The sequence below is a fragment of the Halomonas sp. BM-2019 genome (assembly GCF_017584085.1).
On the sequence record NZ_CP071922.1, the window covers coordinates 3,088,434 to 3,106,047 of the forward strand.

Here is a 17,614-nt window from a genome sequence, read left to right on the forward strand (position 1 = left end):
CCGGGGGCCATGGCCGACCTGGGCCGCGCCTTCCTCCACGGCGACGGGGTCCAGGCCAATCCCGAGGCGTCCCGCGCGTGGCTCGAGCGCGCCGCCAATGCCGGGCATACCGGGGCCCGGGCCGAGGTCGGCGAGATGCTGCTCGAGAGCGACCCCGAGCGCGGCCAGACCCTGCTGCAGGGGGCGGCCGAGGCGGGCCACGACGGGGCCCGGCTGCGGCTCGGCGAGGCGCTGCTGCGCGGCGAACACCTTGAACAGGATGCCGAGCAGGGTGTCGCCACCCTGCGTCCCGTCGCCGAGGCCGGCAACCCCCACGCCGCCAGGCTGCTGGGCCAGGCCTACCTGGAGGGCAACGGCGTCGAGGCCGACCCGGCGCGGGCCGCGGAGTGGCTGGACCAGGCGGCCCAGAGCGGCGATGTCTCGTCGCGGGCCAACCTGGGCCGTATCCTGCTGCGCGGCGAGGAGGGCATGCCGGAGGACATCGAGCGGGGCCAGGCCCTGCTCACGGAGGCCGCGGACGAGGGTCACCCCGGCGCCCAGGCCACCCTGGGACGCGAGTACCTGCACGGCGAGCGCCTGGAGCGGGACAGCCGCCGAGGCGCCGACTACCTGCTCCAGGCCGCCCGCCAGGGGCACTCCAGCGCACGCCTGGCGCTGGCCGAGGCCTACCTGGAGGCCAACGGGCTCGAGAGCGCCAACCGCGAGCAGGCGCTGCTGTGGCTGGAGGAGGTGATGGAGGCCGACAGCGACATGGCCCTCGAGACGCTCCACGACCTGCTCTCGGACGATCTCGCCGCAGCGCCGTAACGTCGTGACATCGTGACCCGAAACGCAGAAGGCCGGCACCAGGTGCCGGCCTTCTGCGTTGTCGTACAGGCCGCGCGGGCCGCGTGCGGCCCGTCGAGCCTCAGCCCTCGAAGGGGTTGCGCAGCACGATGGTCTCGTTGCGGTCCGGACCGGTGGAGATGATATCGATGGAGGTGCCCACCTTCTCCTCCAGGTAGCGGATGTAGGCGCGCGCGTTGGCCGGCAGGTCCTCGACGCGCCGGGCGCCCAGGGTCGACTCGCTCCAGCCCGGCAGGTCCTCGTAGAGCGGCTCGATGGCCTCATAGCCCTCGGTGTCCACCGGGGTGTCCAGCACTTCGCCATCCTTGCTGCGATAGCCCACGCAGACGCGGATGTTCTCGAGGCCGTCGAGCACGTCGAGCTTGGTCAGGCAGATGCCAGAGACCGAGTTGATCTGCACCGCATGGCGCAGAGCCACGGCGTCGAACCAGCCGCAGCGGCGCGGGCGGCCGGTGGTGGCGCCGAACTCGTGGCCACGCTCGGCCAGGTGACGGCCGTGGTCATCGAACAGCTCGGTGGGGAACGGGCCGGAGCCGACCCGGGTGGTGTAGGCCTTGGTAATGCCCAGCACATAGTCCAGGTAGAGCGGCCCGACGCCGGAGCCGGTGGCGGTGCCGCCGGCGGTAGTGTTGGAGCTGGTCACGAAGGGATAGGTGCCGTGGTCGATGTCCAGCAGCGAGCCCTGGGCGCCCTCGAAGAGAATGTTCTCGCCGGACCGGCGATACTCGTGGACCAGGCTTACGGTATCGCACACCATGGGACGCAGCTCCTCGGCCATCTCCATGGCCTCGTCCAGCACCCGCTGGAAGTCCACCGGCGGCTCGCCGTGATAGTTGACCAGCACGAAGTTGTGGTAGTCGAGGACCTCGCCGAGCTTGGAGGCGAAGCGCTCGCGGTGCAGCATGTCACCCAGGCGCAGGCCGCGGCGGGCCACCTTGTCCTCGTAGGCCGGGCCGATGCCGCGCCCCGTGGTGCCGATCTTGGCCACGCCGCGGGCCTTCTCGCGGGCCTGGTCGAGGCGCACGTGGTAGGGCAGGATCAGCGGGCAGGCCGGCGACAGGCGCAGGCGCTCGCGCACCGGCACGCCCTTCTCCTCGAGCTCGCGGATCTCCTTGATCAGCGCCTCGGGCGAGAGCACCACGCCATTGCCGATCACGCACATCTTGTCCTGGCGCAGGATGCCGGAAGGAATCAGGTGCAGGACGGTCTTCTCGCCGTCGATCACCAGGGTGTGGCCGGCGTTGTGACCGCCCTGGAAGCGCACCACCGCGGCGGCGGATTCGGTGAGCAGGTCGACGACCTTGCCCTTGCCTTCGTCACCCCACTGGGTGCCCAATACGACTACGTTCTTGCCCATTGCTCTCTCGTCTCTCGTTGCCGCGCGCCGGCGGACCGTCGCGCCCAAGGGTTAACCCAGTCTACAGTGCCACGGCCTCCCAGTGGCCATTGATGAACACCAGCTCGCGATCGCAGCGGTGCTCGACGGGCCCGGTGCGCTGCCCCGGCAGGGCCTGCACCACCCGCTCGCCCTTCGCCCGCCAGGCGATGACGGCCTCGTGCAGCCCCTCGCCCTCCGCAGGCGCCCAGATACCGTCGCAGGGCGGCTCGGCGAGGGACAGGCTGGCCAGCTGCTTGAGATCCATGGAGAAGCCGGTGGCCGGGCGCGCACGACCGAAGGCACGCCCGGTGTCGTCATAGCGGCCACCCTTGGCCAGCGCCTGGCCGTAGCCGGGCACGTAGGCGGCGAACATCATGCCGGTATGGTAGGCGTAGCCGCGCAGCTCGCCCAGGTCGAAGTAGGGCTCGACCTCGGGGTGCCCCTTCAACACGCCCTGGTGCAGGGCGCGCAGCTGCTCGAGGGCCGCCCCCACCGGGGCCGGGGCCTCGGCGAAGGCCTCGCGGGCCTCCTCCAGCACCTCGGCGCCGCCGTGCAGGCGTCCCAGCGCCAGGAACATCTCGGCCAGGACCGGGTCCGCGACGCTCTCGGCCACCCGCTCGGCCAGCTCGCCCGGGCTCTTGAGCTCCAGGGCCTCGAACAGCGCCCGCTCGGCGTCGCCCTCGAGGCCCGCGGCCTGGACCAGGCTGCGATAGATGCCGATATGGCCCAGCGCCAAGTGGATCTCCTCGGCGCCGGACTCGGAGAGCGAGGCCAGGGCCAGGTGCAGGATCTCGAGGTCCGCCTCGAGGCCGGCGTGGCCAAACAGTTCCACCCCCACCTGCACCGGGCTGCGGCCGCCCTGGTGCTGGTCGGCGGTGGCCCGCAGCACATTGGTGCAGTAGCAGAGCCGCACCGGTCCCTGGCGCTTGAGCGAGTGGGCATCCATGCGCGCCACCTGGGGGGTGACGTCGGCGCTGACGCCCATCATGCGCCCGGTCAGCTGGTCGGTGAGCTTGAAGGTCTGCAGCGCCAGGTCGGAGCCGGTACCGGTGAGCAGGGAGTCGAGGAACTCCGCGGTGGGTGGCATCACCTGGTCGTAGCCCCAGCGGTGGTAGAGGTCGAGCAGCGCGCGGCGCAGCTCCTCCATGCGGCTCGCCTGGGGCGGCAGCACTTCGTCCATCCCGTCGGGCAGCAGCCAGCGGTCAGCGATGGTCATGAAAATCATCCTGCAAGGCAGTGAAAATGGCCGTAAAACGAACGCTCTCGCCAGACTCGGCGGGCGTCGAGATGCGACAGGGCCTGCGCGGTCTTGCGATAGTCGGCCACAAAAAAACCGGGCCACGCCCGGTTGCAGGAGTCTACCACGTTTGCGCCGGGGATGAACCCCGGGGAACCGTCCCGCGCCTTGGGCGCGGGACGGTTCGGGTGCTGCCCTTACTCCGGCAGCAGGCTGTTGGCCGCCGGCCCGCGATTCTCCGCGCTTCTCAGGTAGCGGAAGAAGTCGCTGGTGGGATCGAGCACCAGCATGTTGCCGTCGCCCTGGAAGCTCTCCCGGTAGGCGTTGAGGCTGCGCCAGAAGGTGAAGAACTCCTGATCCTCGGAATAGGCCTGGGCGAAGATGGCCGCGGCCTCGGCATCCCCCTCACCGCGCAGGGTCTCGGCCCGCTCGGTGGCCTGGGCCAGCAGCACCTGGCGGCGCCGGTCGGCGTTGGCGCGGATGCGCTCGGCCTCCTCCTGACCCTGGGCGCGCCACTCGCGGGCCTCCCGCTCACGCTCCGAGCGCATGCGGTCAAAGACCGCCGCGGAGACGTCGTCGGGCAGGTCGATCCGCTTGACGCGCACGTCGCGAATCGCCACCCCCAGCTCGTCGCGCAGCAGGGCGTCGAGGTCCTGGGTCGGCCCGATCATCAGGTCGTCGCGGCGCTCGGCGATGATCTGCTGGAGGTCCAGGCGACCGAACTCGTTACGCAGGCTCTCGTCGACCCGCGGCTGGATAAGGCGAATCGCCATCATCTCATCGCCGGCGGTGGCCTCGTAGTAGCGGGTCGGGTTGACCACCTGCCACTTGACGTAGGAGTCCACGATCACCGCCTTCTGCTCCAGGGTCAGGTAGCGGCTGGTGTCGGTGTCCAGGGTCAGCACGCGGGTATCGAACTTGCGCACCGTCTGGGTGATCGGCACCTTGAAGTGCAGGCCCGGCTGGATGTTCTCCTCGATGACCTCACCGAAGCGCAGCTTGACGGCACGCTCGGTCTCGTCGACCACGTAGAGGCTGTTGCTGGCCAGCCAGGCCGCGGCGGCCAGGCCGCCGACGATCAGCAGGGATCGATTGTTAATCATTTAGCGGCCCTCCCTGCGGATTCCACTGTTGCTGGTGCCTGACGCGGTCTGGCCGGAGCGCAGGCGCTCCAGCACCCGCGGGTCGAGCTCACCCTGCTCGCCCAGGCGCTCGCCGGTAGCCGCAGCGCGACCGCCGTTGCCCATCTGGTCCAGGGGCAGGTACATCAGCGGGCTCTCGGCCGCCACATCCACCAGCACCTTCGGCGTGCTGCCGAACACCTCGCTCATCGCATCCAGGTAGAGACGCTCACGCATCACCTCCGGCGCGCTCTGGTACTGGGAGAGCAGCGCGGTGAAGCGGTTGGCCTGACCGCGCGCCTCGGCGACCACCGATTCGCGATAGCCCTGGCCCTGCTCGACCAGGCGCTGGGCCTGACCCTGGGCCTCGGGGATGATGGCATTGGCGTAGGCCATGCCTTCGTTGATGGTCCGCTGGCGATCCTCGCGGGCCCGGATCACGTCGTCGAAGGCATCGATGACCGGGTCCGGCGCCGAGGTGGACTCGATGTTGATGGTCTGCAGCCGGATACCGGTGCCGTAGCTGTCCAGGTAGGACTGCAGGCGGCTCGCCACGGAGCTGCCGAGGATCTCACGACCGGCGGTGAGGATATCGATCATGTCGGTGCCACCCACCACGTGACGCAGCGCGGAGTCCAGCGCGTTCTCGATGGAGAGCTGGGGATTGCGCACGTTGAGCACGAAGTCGCGGGGATTGGCCACCTGATACTGGGCCGAGATCTCGACGCGCACGATGTTCTCGTCGCGGGTCAGCATCGACTGGGTCTGGGTCAGCGAGCGCACCCGGGTCACGTTGACCATGCGCACGTCGTCGATCAGCGGCGGGTTCCAGTGCAGGCCGGGGGTCACCACCTCCTGGAACTTGCCGAAGCGCAGGACCACGCCCCGCTCGGACTGGTCGACCAGGTAGAAGCCGGAGGCCGCCCAGATCGCCAGGGCGACGATGATGAGCAGCCCGGGGAGGGCGAAGACGTTACGTGGCTTGCCGCCACCGCCCTTGCCACCCCTGCCGCCGCCACCCTTGCCGCCGCGACCGCCGAGCATGTTGTTGAGTTTGTCCTGAAACTTCTTCAGGGCTTCATCGAGATCGGGGGGACCCTGGTTGCCGCCGCGGTTGCCGCCGCCGCCTCCATTGCCGCCACCGCGTCGGCCACCACCACCACTCCAGGGGTCGTGCTGGTTGCCACCACCAGGCTCATTCCAGGCCATAGGTCTTCTCCACTATGCGATTCTGCCCCACCGGCAGCGCCGGCGAAGGCTTCGGTTGCGATCCTGTAGCGCCTCTGGCGAGACGCTGGTCACCCCTTGTCGTTATCGGCCAGCCCGGCGCATCCATGGCTACCGGGCGGCACTTTGGTTCCTGTCATTCCGTCCCGCTCAGGCGTCCCGCTCACTCATCCCGATCAACTCTTCCCACTCACTCTTCCCGCGTACTCTTCCCGCTCACTCTTCCCACACCGGTCGCGACTGCAGCGCCTCGGGCAGGTAATGGTCGGCGCGCTCGCCGAGCCGCGCCATCAGCTGCAGGAAGTCGCGGCGAGGCAGCCGCACCTGCAGTCGGCTGTGCCCTTGCTCGTCGAAGACCTCGTCGCGCACCGCGCCCAACTCATGTAGACCCGCGCGAAGCCTTCCTTGCTCCGGCGCCAGGGTCAACGCCAGGTCGATGACGTCGTCCGCCAGCCGCTCGGCCAGGGCCTGGGCTAACAGCTCGAGCCCCTGGCCCTCCCTCGCCGAGAGCCAGACCACCTCGGGGCGGCCCTCGCCGTCGCGCTCGATGCGCGGCGCGCTGTCGAGCAGGTCGATCTTGTTCATCACCTTGAGCATCGGCACCTCGAGGGCACCGATCTCGTCGAGCACCGACTCCACCTGCTCCACGTTGAGGTCACGGTCCGGGTCGGCGGCATCGATCACGTGCACCAGCAGGGTCGCCTCGGCGGCCTCCTGCAGGGTCGCGCGGAAGGCTTCCACCAGCTTGTGCGGCAGGTGGCGAATGAAGCCCACGGTATCGGCCAGCACCACGGGACCGACATCCTCGATCTCGAGTCGGCGCAGGGTCGGGTCGAGGGTAGCGAAGAGCTGATCGGCCGCATAGACCTTGGCGGCGGTCAGGGCGTTGAACAGCGTTGACTTGCCGGCGTTGGTGTAACCCACCAGGGAGACGCTGGGGATCTCGGCCCTGGCACGGGAGCGGCGGTTCTGCTCGCGCTGACTGCGGACCTTGTCGAGGCGCCGGTGGATCGCCTTGATGCGCGCCCGCAGCAGGCGGCGGTCGGTCTCGAGCTGAGTCTCGCCGGGACCGCGCAGGCCGATGCCGCCCTTCTGACGCTCCAGGTGAGTCCAGCCACGTACCAGACGGGTCGACATGTACTCCAGCTGGGCCAGCTCCACCTGCAGCTTGCCCTCGTGGGTCCGCGCCCGCTGGGCGAAGATATCGAGGATCAGGCCGGTACGATCGAGCACCCGGCACTTGAGCACGCGCTCGAGGTTGCGCTCCTGAGACGGACTCAGGGCGTGGTTGAAGATCACCAGCTCGGCGCCGTGCACCGCCATGGCCTCACGCAGCTCCTCCAGCTTGCCGGAGCCCACGAAGGTCCGTGGGTCCGGCCGGCGGCGACTGCCGGTCAGCAGGGTGGCCGGCTCGGCGCCGGCGGAGCGCACCAGCTCGAGGAACTCACCCGGATCCTCACGCTCCTGTTCGTCCTGGAAATCCACATGGACGAGGACGGCCGTTTCACCGGCGTCGGGACGTTCAAAAAACAATCAATACCTCACTGGCTGTCCTGCTGCGCGGCAGGGTCCTGGACCGGCAGGCGCACGTTGCGCGACGGCACCACGGTGGAGATGGCGTGCTTGTAGACCATCTGGCTGACGGTGTTGCGCAGCAGGATCACAAACTGGTCGAAGGATTCGATCTGGCCCTGCAGCTTGATGCCATTGACCAGGAAGATCGATACCGGGATGCGCTCCTTGCGCAGGATGTTCAGGTACGGATCTTGAAGGGACTGCCCTTTAGACATGTTGCTCTCCCTGAAATTGTCTCTGGGGTTGAAATATTATCGTCTGGTGGACCTTGCCTGACTGGCATCGCGCCTGCCCCTGAGGGGCCCGGCCACCCGGCATTCGAATGGCGTATCTTACGCTAAGTGCCGAAATCGCGCACGAGTTTCAGCACCGGCCCAAGGGGATCCCCCCCCTGGTTATCGACCCAGGCGAGCCCCGACCAGCTGCGCAGCCAGGTCAGCTGGCGCTTGGCCAGCTGCCGGGTGGCGACGATGCCGCGGTGGCGCAGCGTCTCGCGACCGTACTCGCCGTCGAGGTAGGCCCACGCCTGGCGGTAGCCGACGCTCTTCATCGACGGCAGTTCCGGCGAGAGGTCGCCGCGGGCACGCAGCCTCGCCACCTCGTCGAGAAAGCCGGCCGCCAGCATGGCATCGAAGCGTCGGGCGATCCGCGCGTGCAGCACGGCACGATCCGCCGGGCTAAGCCCTATCGACAGCGTGCGCCAGGGAAAGGTTTCCGCGCGCTGCTCGGCCCACAGCTCGCTGAGGGGCCGCCCGCTGAGGCGATAGACCTCCAGGGCCCGCATCAGGCGCTGGGGGTCGTTGGGGTGGATGCGCACCGCCGAGACCGGGTCGACCCGGGCCAGCGCCTCGTGCAGGACGGCGAGGCCGTGCGACCGGGCCTCGCGCTCCAGCTCGGCGCGCACCGCGGGATCCGAAGGGGGCAGATTGGCCACCCCGTGGAGCAGCTGGCGCAGGTACATCATGGTGCCGCCCACCAGCAGCGGCACCCGGCCGGCGGCGGTGATCTGGCGCATCTCGCGCAGGGCATCCTCGCGAAACTCCGCCGCGGAGTAGGGCTCGGCGGGGTCGCGGATATCGATCAGCCGGTGTGGCGCCCGGGCCAGCTCCTCCGCCGAGGGCTTGGCGCTGCCGATGTCCATGCCGCGATAGACCATGGCGGAATCGACGCTGATCAGCTCGCAGCCGAGCCGCTCGTGGAGCGCGATGGCGAGATCGGTCTTGCCGGCGGCGGTGGGGCCCATCAGCAGGATGGCCAGGGGGCGAGAATCAGTCATGGCCTGTCCAGCCTGTCAAGGCGATTCCAACTGTGGGAGGCCGCTTCAGCGGGCGAAGCAGCGCGCAGCGCTGCCCGAACAGGGCGCCTGACGACGCCTTCGCGCGGCAGAGCCGCCCTCCCACCCGGCATTCCTGACCAGCCAGGAAACCTTCATGGGGAAACCATTGCATCATGCGTCTACTCTGTCCGATCACTGGCCGCGCAAGAAGAGCCGGTCCAGCTCTTTCATGCTCATCTCGGTCCAGGTGGGGCGGCCGTGGTTGCACTGGCCGCTGCGCTCGGTGCGCTCCATGTCGCGCAGCAGGGCGTTCATCTCCGCCAGGGTCAGCTGGCGGTTGGCGCGCACGCTGCCGTGGCAGGCCATGGTGGCCAACAGCTCGTTGACGTGGGCCTCGAGACGATCGGAGCGGCCGTAGCGCTCCAGGTCGCCGAGCATATCGCGGATCAGCGGCTCCACGTCGGCGTCGCCGAGCAGCACCGGCAGCTGGCGCACCAGCAGGGTCTCGGGGCCGGCCACGTCGAGCTCCACGCCGAGGCGAGCGAAGGCCTCGGCCTCCGCCTCGGCGGTGGCCACCTCGGCGGCGCTCGCCGCCAGCGACACCGGCACCAGCAGCGGCTGGGCCTCCAGCCGCCCGCCGTGCACCTGGCGCTTCATGCGCTCATAGACGATCCGCTCGTGGGCGGCGTGCATGTCCACCAGGATCAGGCCGCGTTCGCTCTGGGCAAGGATATAGACCCCGTGGAGCTGGGCGATGGCGTAGCCCAGCGGCGGGGCCCGGGTATCATCGGCCTCGGGCAGCGCCGGACGGCGGGCGGCCTGCACCGCCTCTCGCTCGGCCAGGGCCACTCCGGCGGCGCTGCCGCCCACTCCTCTTCCCTCAGCGCCCGGCGCCGCCGGCTGCGGGGTCAGCAGCGTCTCCTCGTGGCTCGGGTGCAGCGCCCTGTAGCCCTCCATAAAGGCCCGCACGCGATCCGGGGTGACTCGCTCGCCCTCCTCCCGGCCCGGCAGCGCCATGGGCTGCTGCTGCCAGCGGCCGGCGTCCTCGCGCACCTGCCCTGCCGCAGGGGCGCGCGGCGTCTCATCCGCGGCGGCGGATTTCTGGATCTCCTCCCCGCCATGGCCGGCCCCAGGATGGCCGGCCCCCGGATGGCCGGCCCGCGCTTCGCCCAGCGCCCGATGAAGGCTGGAGAAGAGGAAGTCGTGGACCAGGCGGCCATCGCGGAAACGCACCTCGTGCTTGGTCGGGTGGACATTGACGTCCACCACCGCGGGGTCCACCTCCAGGTAGAGCACGAACACCGGATGGCGGCCGCTGAACAGCACATCGCGGTAGGCCTGGCGGATGGCGTGGGCCACCAGGCGGTCGCGCACCACCCGGCCGTTGACGAAGAAGTACTGCTGGTCGGCCTGGGCCCGGGAGTGGGTGGGCAGGCCGACCCAGCCCCACAGGCGCAGGCCTGAGGCCGCAAGGTCCAGGTGCAGGGCGTGCTCCAGGAAGCCCTTGCCGAGCAGCGCGGCGATGCGTCGCTCGCGGCTGGCCGGGTCGTCTCCGGGGCGCAGCTGGTGGAGGGTCTTCTGGTTGTGGCGCAGGGTCCAGCCGATGTCGAAGCGCGAGAGCGCCTGGCGGCGGAAGGCCTCCTCCACGTGACCGAACTCGGTCTTCTCGGTGCGCAGGAACTTGCGCCTGGCCGGGGTATTGAAGAAGAGGTCGCGCACCGTCACCGAGGTGCCGCGGGGGTGCGGCGCCGGGCTGACCCGGGGCTCCATCTGGCGCCCCTCGGCCACCACCCGCCAGCCGGCGGCGGGGTCCTCGGCGGCGTTGGAGACAAGCTCCAGGCGCGACACCGAGCTGATCGAGGCCAGCGCCTCGCCGCGAAAGCCGAGGCTCACCACCCCCTCGAGCTCCTCCAGGGAGACGATCTTGCTGGTGGCGTGGCGCGACAGGGCGAGCGGCAGGTCCGCCTCGACGATGCCGCTGCCATCGTCGCGCACCCGGATCAGGCGGGCGCCGCCGGCCTCGAGCTCCACCTCGACGCGCCGGCTGCCGGCATCGATGGCATTCTCGACCAGCTCCTTAACCACCGAGGCGGGGCGCTCCACCACCTCGCCGGCGGCGATCTGGTTGGCCAGCCGCGGGTCGAGGACCCGGATAGGACGCGGTGCCGTCATAGGCCTCCCATGGGCATCATGAACGCGGGATTCGCAGCACCTGGCCCACGCGGATCACGTCGCCGTTGAGCTCGTTGGCCTGGCGCAGCTGGGAGGTGGAAACGTTGTGGCGGGCGGCGATCTGCGACAAAGTGTCGCCCGGCTGGATGCGGTACTCGTTGCCGCCGGTGCTGCGGTGGTTGTCGCGCTGCCAGGCCAGCAGGCTGGCCGGCGGCGGGTTGCGCCGGAAGTGGTCCTGCAGGCCGGCGAAGATCGCCCGGGCCAGCTTCTGCTGATGGCCGGCGTCACGCAGCCGACGCTCCTCGTCCGGGTTGGAGATGAACCCCGCCTCGATCAGCAGCGACGGGATGTCCGGCGACTTGAGCACCATGAAGCCGGCCTGCTCCACCCGGCTGCGGTGCAGGCGGTTGACTTGGCCCAGCTGGTCGAGCACCTGGCCGCCGATGGCCAGGGAGTCGTTGAGGGTGGCGGTCATGGTCAGGTCCAGCAGCACGCCGCGCAACACCTCGTCCTTGTCCTTGAGGGAGAGGTTGCCGTCGACGCCGCCGATCAGGTCGGCGCGGTTCTCGCTCTCGGCCAGCCACTGGGCGGTCTCGGAGGTGGCGCCGCGCTGGGAGAGCGCATAGACCGAGCTGCCATGCGGGCGCGGGCTGTTGAAGGCATCGGCATGGATGGAGACGAAGAAGTCGGCCTTCTGCTCCCGGGCGATCTGGGTGCGCTGACGCAGCCCCACGTAGTAGTCGCCGTCGCGGATCATCACCGCGCGGAAGCCCTCGGCCTCGTCCACCAGGCGCTGCAGGCGTCGGGAGATCTCCATCACCACGTCCTTCTCGCGGGTCCCGCCGGGGCCGATGGCCCCCGGATCCTCGCCGCCGTGGCCGGGATCGATGGCGATGATGATGTCGCGCCGAGGGTGGGGCTGGGCCTGCTGCAGGGCCACCGCCGGCTCGGGCGTGACCCGCGCCGGCGCACCGCTCGATTCGGCGCGAGCGCGGTTGGCGGCGATCTCCTGCTCGCGGATCATCGCCTCGATGGGGTCGATGGGATCCTGGACGGCGCTCTCGCCGGGATACTCCAGGTCCACCACCAGGCGATGGCCGTACTGGTCGTTGGGCGCCAGGCTGAAGTGGCGGGGCTCCACCTCGCGCTCCAGTTCCAGCACCACGCGCAGCCCGTTGCCGTCCCGAACGCCGGTGCGCACGCGGCTGATGGCGCTGCCGGAGAGGTCGAGGCCGGCGACATCCGTGGCCAGGCGGCTGTCGTCCAGGTCGATCACCAGGCGCCGCGGGTTGTCGAGGGCGAAGACGTTGGCCTGGGCCGGCGAGGAGAGGTCGAAGACCAGCCGGGCGTGGTCCGGCGCGGCCCACAGGCGCACGTTCTCCACCTGGCCGGCCTGGAGGCCCGCCAGGGGGATCCACAGCAGGATAGCGGCCAGCAAGCCGCGCAACAGGCGCTTGATCATCGCGTCGCCTCGCCCTCCTTGGCGTCATCGGCTTCCCTCCGGCGGCAGGCGGCCAGCTCGGGCATCGCCGCCAGCCGCGCCAGTACCTGCCGGCCTCGTTCGCTGGCGGCCTCGAGGCGCGCCTCACGCCCCGTCCCGGCCAGGCTGAGGGTGACCCTCAGGTCGGGCACGGGCAGCCAGCCCTCGCCCCGGCTCGGCCACTCCACCAGGCAGAGGGCGTCGTCATCGAAGAGGTCACGGCCGCCGATGAACTCCAGCTCCTCGGGGTCGCCCAGCCGGTAGAGGTCGAAGTGGTGGACGCGGACGCCGTCGAGGGTGTAGGGCTCCACCAGGGTATAGGTGGGGCTCTTGACCGCCCCGCGGTGACCGAAGGCACGCAGCACCCCGCGGCTCAGGGTGGTCTTGCCGGCCCCCAGCTCGCCCTCCAGATAGACTCGCCCATGCCCCTCCAGGGCCCGGCCTAGGCACTCGCCCAGGCTCACCTGACGCGCTTCATCATCGAGTCGCAACAGCATCGTCCCTGTCCATCGTCGGATTGACCAGAATTCGCGCATAGGATGCCAGATCGCCGGCCAGCAGACCACGCTCCCCGGCGTCGGCCGCCGCCAGATCCGCGGCCCGGGCATGCACCAGCACGCCGAGCCGCGCCGCGGCCTCCAGCGGCAGCCCCTGGGCCAGCAGGGCGCCGAGCATGCCGGAGAGCCCATCGCCCATGCCGCCGCTGGCCATGCCGGGGTTGCCGAAGGTGCAGACGGCGAGCCCCGTGGGTCCTGCCACCAGGGTGCCGGCCCCCTTGAGCACCGCCACCCCGCCCCACCGCTCGCGCAGCGCCAGGGCCGCCGCGGGGCGATCCGCCTCCACCTCGGCGGCCGTGATGCCCAGCAGGCGCGCCGCCTCGCCGGGGTGGGGCGTCAGGATCCAGTCGTCGCGGCGCGCCTCGGGGAAGCGGGTCGCCAGTAGGTTGAGGCCGTCGGCATCCACCACCAGCGGCCGGCCGGCGTCCAGGGCGGCCTGCAGCATGGCCTGGCCCCAGCTGCCCTGCCCCAGGCCCGGGCCCACCACCAGCACGTCAGCCAGGGCGGGCAGCGTACCCAGGTCCGATACGCCGCGCGCCCCGTGGGCCATCACCTCGGGGCGGCGCGTCAGGCTCGCGGTCACGTGCTCCGGCGCGGTGGCCAGGCTCACCTTGCCGGCGCCGAGCCGCGCGCAGGCCTCGGTGGCAAGCAGCGCCGCCCCGCCGAAGCCCGGCGCCCCGCCCAGGATCAGCGCGTGGCCGCAGTCGCCCTTGTGGGCGGTGCGCGGCCGAGGGGGCAGCCAGGCGCCTATCAGCCGCTCGTCGAGCAGCTCCGCCGCCGGGGAGAGATCCGCCTCGGCCCGGGCGTCCACGCCCAGGTCCAGGAAGGCGAGCTCGCCGACGTGATCCGCCGCCGCCCCGGTATGCAGCCCCAGCTTGTCGCCGATGAAGGTGGCCGTGGCGGTGGCCCGCACCGCCTCGCCCAGCACCGCGCCGGTATCGGCGTGAAGCCCCGAGGGAATGTCGATGGCGTACACCGGCCGGCCGCTGGCGTTCACCGCCGCGATCGCCTCGCGGAAGGCCCCGCGCACCTCACCGGAGAGCCCGGTGCCGAGCAGCGCATCCACCACCACCTCGCCCTCCAGCGCCATGCCGGCTTCCCAGGGCTCGGCGGCGACGCCGGCCGCCGTGGCCATGTCGGCGGCCAGGCGGGCATCGCCGGCGAGTTCCTCGATCTCCTTGAGCAGGATGCGCTGCACGGCCAGGCCCTCGGCGGCGGCCAGGGCCGCCAGCACGTGGCCGTCGCCGCCGTTGTTGCCGGCGCCGCACAGCACCGTCAGCGAACGCGCCCCGGGCCAGCGTTGGCGCAGCACCTGCCAGGCGGCGGCGCTGGCGCGCTGCATGAGAGCGAAACCGGCGAGACCGGCGGCGATGGTGCGCCGATCGAGTTCGCGCACCTGCGCGGCGCGATAGAGCGGATGCAGCCGTGGTGCGAATCGGGCGGCGTCAGCCATGCGATGTCTCCCTGAACGCAATGCTTTACCATGGCGGGGGTTCAACCCACAGTGTAAAGCCTCCGCGGACGGCGCCAAGTGACGCCGCCGCCCTGCACGGTGTTTCCGCGATCATGCCTTCCTCGTCTGCCCACGACGACGCCCCCGATCTTCGTCACCTGGCCGAGCGCATCAAGGCCTGGGGGCGCGAGCTCGGCTTCCAGCAGCTCGGCATCACCGACGTGGACCTGGCCGAGGACGAGGCGCGCCTGGCGCGCTGGCTGGACGCCGGCCACCACGGCGAGATGGGCTTCATGGCCAAGCACGGCACCAAGCGCACCCGTCCCGCGGAGCTGGTTCCGGGCACCCTGCGGGTGATCAGCGTGCGCCTGGACTACCTGCCTGCCGAGGTGGAGACCGCCAGGGTGCTGGGCCAGCCCGAGCGCGCCTATGTGTCGCGCTACGCCACCGGGCGCGACTACCACAAGCTGATGCGCAAGCGGCTGGCGACGCTGGCCCAGTGGATCGAGGCCGAGGCGGGGCCCATCGGCTACCGCGCCTTCGTGGACTCCGCCCCGGTGATGGAGCGCGCGCTGGCGCGCAAGGCGGGGCTCGGCTGGTTCGGCAAGAACGCCATGCTGCTCAACCCCAGGGCGGGCTCGCTGTTCTTCCTGGGCGAACTCTACACCGACCTGCCGCTGCCGGTAGACCCGCCCTTCGAGGGTGAGCACTGCGGCCGCTGCAGCGCCTGCCGCACCGCCTGCCCCACCGGCGCCATCGTCGAGGATCGGGTGGTGGACGCCCGGGCCTGCATCTCCTACCTCACCATCGAGCTTCACGGGGCGATCCCGGAGCGCTACCGGGAAGCCATGGGCAATCGGGTGTTCGGCTGCGACGACTGCCAGCTGGTCTGCCCCTTCACCCGCTTCACGCGGGTGAGCCGAGAGCCCGACTTCGCCCCCCGCCACGACCTGGACCGCGCCAGCCTGCTCTCCCTGTTCGCCTGGGGCGAGACGGAGTTCCTGGAGAAGACCGCCGGCAGCCCGATCCGCCGCATCGGCTACGCGCGCTGGCTGCGCAACCTCGCCGTGGGGCTCGGCAACGCGCCCTGGAGCGAGGCGGTGGAGGCCGCTCTCTGGGCGCGCCTCTCCTACCCCTCCGACCTGGTGCGCGAGCATGTGCGCTGGGCCCTGGCCCGTCAGCGGGAGAAGCGCCAGGCGCTGATTGCCAGCGGCTAGCGCCGAGCGCCGAGCGCCGAGCGCCGAGCGCCGAGCGCCGAGCGCCGAGCGCCGAGCGCCGAGCGCCGAGCGCCGAGCGCCGAGCAGGATGATGCTGGTGCTGGTGCCAACGCCCCCCGAAGTTTGGCTCCGGCGGATTTTTTCGTTTTCTTCCTCGCCACCTGCCGCCCGCCAGTGAGCTGCTGGGCGCTAGGCGCTTGTAGCTGGGCGCTGCCCGAAGGGCCGCTGGGCGCTAGGCGCTTGTAGCTGGGCGCTGCCCGAAGGTCCGCTGGGCGCTAGGCGCTTGCAGCTGGGCGCTGCCCGAAGGGCCTACTCCTCCTCGTCGCTCTCGGCGTCCGCCAGGCGCAGGAAGGTGTTTCGGTAGTGGGCGAGCTCGGCGATGGACTCCTTGATGTCGTCCATGGCCAGGTGGACGTTGCGCTTCTGGAAGCCGGCCAGGGCACCGGGGTTCCAGCGCTTGGCCAGCTCCTTGAGGGTGGAGACGTCCAGATTGCGGTAGTGGAAGAAGGCCAGCAGCTCGGGCATCTCGCGCTCCAGGAAGCGGCGGTCCTGATGCACGCTGTTGCCACACATGGGCGAGTTGCCGGGGTCCACGTGCTCGCGCAGGAAGTCAAGCGTCAGCCGCTCGGCCTCGGCGGAATCGACGCGGCTCGCCTTGACCCGCGCGGTCAGCCCGGACTCGCCGTGGGTCTTGGTGCACCAGGCGTCCATGGCGTCGAGCAGGGTGTCGGGCTGGTTGACGGCGAGCACCGGCCCCTCGGCGACGACGTTGAGCTCGGCGTCGGTGACCAGGGTGGCCACCTCGATGATGCGCTCCTTCTCCGGGTCGAGCCCGGTCATCTCCAGGTCGATCCATACCAGCCGCTGCTTGCGGGCATCCTGCTTGTCGTCTTGCTGGGCCATGAAAGCGCCTTTACTGAAAGCGTCCTGCGCGAGTTCGCGACAGCCAACGCGGTGGATGAGTACAATGCCCCCATTGTAGCGAGCTTCAGGGCCCCATGAGCAAACGCAAGCTGAGCCGCCAGCAGCGCTGGCGCGTCGAGAAGATCCAGGCCGAGCGGGCCGAGCGGGCCGCCAAGCGCGACGCCCGGGACAGCGACAAGCTGGCCGCGGGGGAGTACGGTCCCGAGCGGCCCGGACGGGTGATCGCCCACTTCGGCCGCACCCTGGACGTGCGCCCGGAGGGCGGCGGCGACGCGGTGCGCTGCCACCTGCGCGCCAACCTCGAGGGGCTGGTGACCGGCGACCGGGTGATCTGGCGCGGCCGCGAGGACGCCGAGGGCGCCATCGTGGAAGGGGTGGTGGTGGCCCGCGGCGAGCGTGACAGCGTGCTGGAGCGCCCCGACGCCCGCGGCCAGCTTAAACCGGTGGCCGCCAACATCGACCAGATCCTGATCGTCTTCGCCGTGGAGCCCGAGCCCCACCCCAACCTGATCGATCGCTACCTGGTGGCCGCCGAGGCCACCGGCATCGCGCCGGTGCTGGTGCTCAACAAGATCGACCTGCTGCCCGAGGCGGGCGGCCCGCTGCTCGAACTGCTGCACCGCTACGAGGCGCTGGGCTATCCGGTGGTGGCCACCAGCGTCGCCCGGGAAGGTGGCCTGGCGCCCCTGCTGGACCGCCTGGCCGGCCGCACCTCGGTGTTCGTCGGCCAGAGCGGCGTGGGCAAGTCATCGTTGATCGACCGCCTGCTGCCCGACGAGGAACTTCGCATCGGCGCGCTGTCGAAGGATTCGCGCAAGGGCACCCACACCACCACCACGGCGCGGCTCTATGCGCTGCCCGACGCCGAGGCGGGCGAGCTGATCGACTCCCCGGGGATCCGCGAGTTCGGCCTCGGCCACCTGGACGAGCAGCAGGTGGCCGCGGGCTTCACCGAGTTTCGCGACCTGCTGGGGCGCTGCCGCTTTCGCGACTGCCGCCACCGCCACGAGCCGGGCTGCGCGCTGCTCGAAGCGGTGGAGCGCGGCGAGGTGCACCCGGAGCGCTTCGCCAGCTACCGCCGCATCGTCGACTCGCTCGAGCCCTGATCGCGCCCTGATCGCACCAACCAGGCCCGATCGTCAGAACAAGGC

The 17,614-nt window shown here is 70.7% G+C and carries 15 protein-coding genes; 3 read left to right on the forward strand and 12 right to left on the reverse strand.

From position 1 onward, the window contains the following. Window positions 1-807: SEL1-like repeat protein (locus tag J5F18_RS15420; RefSeq protein ID WP_346299445.1), on the forward strand; the 807-nt coding region annotated here is incomplete at its 5' end. A gap of 100 nt (window positions 808-907) precedes the next feature. Here J5F18_RS15420 and J5F18_RS15425 read toward each other — a convergent pair. The 11 genes from J5F18_RS15425 to J5F18_RS15475 all read right to left on the reverse strand — a co-directional run bounded on the left by J5F18_RS15425 (window position 908) and on the right by J5F18_RS15475 (window position 14,322). After that, window positions 908-2,203 carry an adenylosuccinate synthase gene (locus tag J5F18_RS15425; RefSeq protein WP_346299446.1) on the reverse strand — a complete coding sequence of 432 codons (1,296 nt, stop codon included), beginning with the start codon at window positions 2,201-2,203 and terminating at the stop codon, window positions 908-910. 61 nt (window positions 2,204-2,264) lie between these two features. Beyond that, window positions 2,265-3,440: an ATP phosphoribosyltransferase regulatory subunit gene (locus J5F18_RS15430; RefSeq protein WP_346299447.1), complete on the reverse strand. Its 1,176-nt coding sequence runs from the start codon at window positions 3,438-3,440 to the stop codon at window positions 2,265-2,267. 218 nt (window positions 3,441-3,658) lie between these two features. Continuing rightward, on the reverse strand, window positions 3,659-4,564 hold the full coding sequence (hflC, locus tag J5F18_RS15435) for a protease modulator HflC (protein ID WP_346299448.1): 906 nt from the start codon (window positions 4,562-4,564) through the stop codon (window positions 3,659-3,661). Then, on the reverse strand, window positions 4,565-5,791 hold the full coding sequence (gene hflK / locus J5F18_RS15440; RefSeq protein ID WP_346299449.1) for an FtsH protease activity modulator HflK: 1,227 nt from the start codon (window positions 5,789-5,791) through the stop codon (window positions 4,565-4,567). Window positions 5,792-6,025: 234 nt separating this feature from the next. Further along, entirely contained in the window at window positions 6,026-7,342 is a 1,317-nt protein-coding gene (gene hflX, locus J5F18_RS15445) for a ribosome rescue GTPase HflX (RefSeq protein WP_346299450.1), read from the reverse strand. A gap of 8 nt (window positions 7,343-7,350) precedes the next feature. Then, a complete protein-coding gene (gene hfq, locus J5F18_RS15450; RefSeq protein ID WP_346299451.1) occupies window positions 7,351-7,599 on the reverse strand; it encodes an RNA chaperone Hfq in 249 nt (82 codons plus the stop codon). A 122-nt stretch (window positions 7,600-7,721) separates the two neighbouring features. Continuing rightward, window positions 7,722-8,660, reverse strand: a complete 939-nt coding sequence (miaA, locus tag J5F18_RS15455) for a tRNA (adenosine(37)-N6)-dimethylallyltransferase MiaA (RefSeq protein ID WP_346299452.1) — start codon at window positions 8,658-8,660, stop codon at window positions 7,722-7,724. Window positions 8,661-8,852: 192 nt separating this feature from the next. Next, window positions 8,853-10,832 (reverse strand): DNA mismatch repair endonuclease MutL, encoded by a 1,980-nt coding sequence (gene mutL / locus J5F18_RS15460; RefSeq protein WP_346299453.1) that lies wholly within the window; start codon window positions 10,830-10,832, stop codon window positions 8,853-8,855. Window positions 10,833-10,848: 16 nt separating this feature from the next. Continuing rightward, a complete protein-coding gene (locus J5F18_RS15465) occupies window positions 10,849-12,294 on the reverse strand; it encodes an N-acetylmuramoyl-L-alanine amidase (RefSeq protein ID WP_346299454.1) in 1,446 nt (481 codons plus the stop codon). Continuing rightward, window positions 12,291-12,809: a tRNA (adenosine(37)-N6)-threonylcarbamoyltransferase complex ATPase subunit type 1 TsaE gene (gene tsaE, locus J5F18_RS15470; protein WP_346299455.1), complete on the reverse strand. Its 519-nt coding sequence runs from the start codon at window positions 12,807-12,809 to the stop codon at window positions 12,291-12,293. Before tsaE ends, J5F18_RS15465 begins: the two co-directional genes overlap by 4 nt. Further along, on the reverse strand, window positions 12,790-14,322 hold the full coding sequence (locus tag J5F18_RS15475; protein ID WP_346299456.1) for an NAD(P)H-hydrate dehydratase: 1,533 nt from the start codon (window positions 14,320-14,322) through the stop codon (window positions 12,790-12,792). Before J5F18_RS15475 ends, tsaE begins: the two co-directional genes overlap by 20 nt. A gap of 113 nt (window positions 14,323-14,435) precedes the next feature. On the opposite strand from J5F18_RS15475, the gene queG reads away from it, so the two are divergent. Beyond that, window positions 14,436-15,539 carry a tRNA epoxyqueuosine(34) reductase QueG gene (queG, locus tag J5F18_RS15480; RefSeq protein WP_346299457.1) on the forward strand — a complete coding sequence of 368 codons (1,104 nt, stop codon included), beginning with the start codon at window positions 14,436-14,438 and terminating at the stop codon, window positions 15,537-15,539. Window positions 15,540-15,848: 309 nt separating this feature from the next. On the opposite strand, the gene orn is transcribed toward queG, so the two are convergent. Then, window positions 15,849-16,442, reverse strand: a complete 594-nt coding sequence (gene orn / locus J5F18_RS15485) for an oligoribonuclease (protein WP_346299458.1) — start codon at window positions 16,440-16,442, stop codon at window positions 15,849-15,851. A 95-nt stretch (window positions 16,443-16,537) separates the two neighbouring features. Between orn and rsgA the strand changes: the two genes are divergently transcribed. Beyond that, on the forward strand, window positions 16,538-17,569 hold the full coding sequence (gene rsgA / locus J5F18_RS15490; RefSeq protein WP_346299459.1) for a small ribosomal subunit biogenesis GTPase RsgA: 1,032 nt from the start codon (window positions 16,538-16,540) through the stop codon (window positions 17,567-17,569). The last annotated feature ends 45 nt before the right edge of the window (window positions 17,570-17,614 follow it).